General features: G+C 39.6%; 2 protein-coding genes. Both read right to left on the reverse strand.

Features of this window, described 5'->3' with window-relative positions:
- Nucleotides 1-1,020 (reverse strand): DUF5686 family protein (locus tag EA341_RS00395; protein ID WP_293010702.1); only part of this gene is annotated, 1,020 nt, incomplete at its 3' end.
- Nucleotides 1,021-1,088: 68 nt separating this feature from the next.
- On the reverse strand, nucleotides 1,089-3,803 hold a 2,715-nt coding region (locus tag EA341_RS00400), incomplete at its 5' end, for a M1 family aminopeptidase (RefSeq protein WP_293010703.1).

Raw genomic sequence — 3,803 nt, forward strand, 5'->3', positions numbered from 1 at the left:
GTATTTGCTGTTAACCTGTTCAGGAAACCAGTGATTTCCGTCCCATTTGTTTTTTTGCTGAAGTTCAAATTGGAGCGTACTCCCATTATCCAATGATTTGAACACCATATTTTCCAAAGCATAGCGATTTGAGGATATGGCCATAATGCCAGTTCCTAGAAGGTATCCTTTACCTTTTTGGGGTTGAAAGCTGATGATGTATGAAGTTCCTGTCTCATTTTGAATGCTGTCCTCCAAAAAGTAATCGTATTTGTTTAAACCTTCCTTTGAAAGTGGGTTGAGGTAGGGGATATCAAAAATTGTGATATGGTCTTCATACAATGAAAACGGCTGAAAAGTGCTGGAAACAAAGGCTATGACTGGGCTTTTGAACCCCGACATTTTAGAAGCTTTTATGGTTTCATTTCTGTTTCCTGGCTTTTTGAAGGATACCTCTGAGTAACTTTCTGAGATGAATAAGTGACCTCCTTTGAGGGCACTGTCTATTTCTACTGAAACTGAGTCCTTTTTCTCTGCTTCTTTCAATGAAAAAACCAATTTATTGTAGGCACTGTATTGGTAGGAATCTAGATTTTCAGGATCATTCAATCTTTTATTGCTGACTGCTGATTTGACAATTTTAATAGCAGGATTTTCACCTGCAAAAAAAACCATTTCAGCCATTTCAATTTGTTTGGGTACTAGATATACTTGACCTGCTTCTTTGATATCGGAATAAGGAAGCTGCTGATTTTCATACCCCACATGGGAAATGACAATACTGTCTGCTGATTGAATAAGCCTTAACTTGAATTCTCCTCTTATATCGTTGACCGTACCCTGATTTTCAAAACCTTTAAAAAATACATGTGCAAAAGGAACGGGCTCTCTGCTTTCCGAATTCAAAACTTTTCCCTTCAAGAAATCTATATCGTTTTGTGCCATACCATGAGGGCCAAGCCAAAAGAAGACTTGAAAAAAGACTGCCAAGATCAATGGCAGTCTTTTATAGGTATAAGAATGGTTATGTTGGCGTTCCATACGATTTCTTTTCCTGATTTAGGAAATACTTTTCTGTATTCTGTTCAGAGATTTTTAATATCGCTGATTTAATTCAAGCTTACCTTTTTTGTATTATCACTCGGAACCCTATCGATCAGGTAATTGTAAGGATCTATACCTACCACCTGAGGCTTGGATTTGGTACGGAAGGTGAAGCTATTTTCTTCCTGATCAATTTTCAGCCTTTCATAGATCAGGGGCTCACCCAAGAGTTTCTTGTTTTCTGTAAATCCGAAAACCCCCACATCTATAAAGTCAGCAATGGGAATAGGACTTTCCTTACCCAAAGAATCTGATCTGAATTTTTTTGATTCTGTGGTAAATTCTACAATGTATTCCTCACCATCTTGGGTAATGTTAGCGTCAACCACCCTGTTGGAAAATAAAGTGATATTGAGAAATAAATCATCGATTACATACTGCAGGCTATCAGGTGTATTTGCTCTAAATGCCCTAACAGCATCCATGGAAGTGGGGTAAGGTGCGCCTTGATAGCCGAAATCTGCAATCAACTGTCTAAGGGAATTATTGACTTGTTCTTCCCCGATCATTTCTTTGAGGTAATACATGGCTATAGAACCTTTTTCATAATGGATATAGCCTTGCCGCTCAGTTTCAGCTAGGGGTCGCTCAGCTTCATATTCACTTCCTCTTCCTCTCAGGTAGCCATCCATTTCATACCGAAGGAATTTCCGCATTTTATCTCTACCATACTCCTGTTCCATGACCATCAAAGCCGAGTACTGGGTAATAGCCTCCATCAATAATTCCGCACCACGCATTTTGGCGGCAATCACTTGATGGGCCCAGTATTGGTGGGCTGTCTCGTGGGCTGTTACATAGAATACCAGGTCAATATCATCCTCACTTACATTTCTGAGATCTGTGATAAATCCCAACCGCTCACTGTATGGCATGGTCCCAGGGAAGGACTGTGCAAAACCGGCATACCTTGGGAACTCCACTATCCTCAGTTGGCTATGATGATATTCCCCAAAATTATTGGCATAATAGTCCAAAGACTTTTTCATGGCATTGACAAAATTCGGAATGTTGTATTCATGGCCTTTGGTATAATACACCTCAATGTCCACATCCTGCCATTGTTGACGCTCCACTTCGTAATCTGCTGATAGGAACGAAGTGAAATGCACTGAAGGAGCTTCTTGCTTGTACTCAAAATATCGTCGTCCGTTTTCCTCCCATTCCCTAATAAGCTTTCCGGGACTCACAGCAATCTGATCGGCTGAAGTTCCCATCACTGTCTTGATGTCTATCCAGTCACTGCTATTGGTGATATAATGGAAATTTCTTGCCTCCAAGTTGTTTTCATCCAATGGAGGCATACGCCGTCTCTCAGGTAAATCTTTTTTCCTTCTCTTATTTCTGTCTGTCAATTCATTATCGGACTGGTATCCAATATCCGGTACCATTTCCATGGAATAGAAAAAGCTGCCATTTTCTACAATTCTGGTATTTGAAACCCTATTCTCAAAGCCCTTGGTGCGCTTTTCTCCTGAAATGCCAACTTTGAGTTGATCCCCTGGCATCATAGGCTGAGACAGCTTGTATATTCTATATCCCAAATCCTTATCATCCTCCTCTATATCAGCTCCATCAATCATTATTTCTAAAGGATTTTTGGTGTCTGAAAAGGAAAAATGTAATTCAGAGATCGTAGCATTTGTTTTATTTTCCATAATGCCTTTTACAGCAAACTCCAAATCCCTCTCTGCCGGATAAAGCTCAATATGATAATCCATACTTACCCATTTGGGCTGAGGAATACCTTCATAAATCTTGTAGGTCTTTTCATAGTCTACCCGCTTTTTTTCTATCTGATCGCTGGAATCATAATCGTTCAAAACAAGGGTGTTGTAATACACATTGAAACCTACCAAAAAGAAGATAGCCAAAATAGAAGCAATCAGCATTTTGCTTGTTTTCAACCTGCCTTTGGCTTCCTGCCACCTGCTTTTCAAATCCAAAGATCTTCCTCTGGAAAAAAACAGGTAGCTGATATAGATTAAAATCATCGTAAAAGCTGCCCAGTAAAGTTGAAACCAAAAAGTAGCTTTTTGCCAAGGTCCAAAACCGTTCAGATCTGAGTAAGTTCCTCTTGGAACCGATCCATAATCCAACATCAAAGTTTCCACTTCCAATGCCTGCCACACAAAATCTATGGCAATGATGAAAACCACAAATGCAAAATAAGCGATGTATCGGTTGTTGATCAGATAATGGAAAAAAACCGCCAAAACAGTCAGGTATGTAAAGAATAGAAACTCGTTGACCAAAAGGGATCGGGCATAGACGCCCAGCTCAAAATTGAAATAACCATAAGCTGATTGGGCAATAATGCCTATCAGAATAGTAATGACCAGAATCAATTGTACACTTAGAAGTAAAGCAGTGATTTTGGAGGCAAGGAAAAGACCTGTTGCTGTAGGAGTGGAGTCCTTGATTTCGTCCAACTTGACATCTCTGTCTTTCCATACCAATACACCTGAGTAAAAAATGACAATACCGATCAGGAACAGAAAAAATGCCCCTGATATACTATCAATTACATCATAAGTCAAGGGATAATTGCTGCTGCCATATCTTCCTGTAAATAAGGTAAGGGCAGTTACCAGGTTAATCATACCGATTATCAGGATGATGATAAAAGTCTGATTCTTGATAATGGCCTTCAATTCAAAAGCAGTCAACTTTAAAAACACCGGCAGGGAAAAAGCAGTGGCAGGTTTTTGTTGTACTTC

It is taken from the genome of Mongoliibacter sp. (genome assembly GCF_007692705.1).
Taxonomy (GTDB): Bacteria; Bacteroidota; Bacteroidia; order Cytophagales; family Cyclobacteriaceae; genus Mongoliibacter.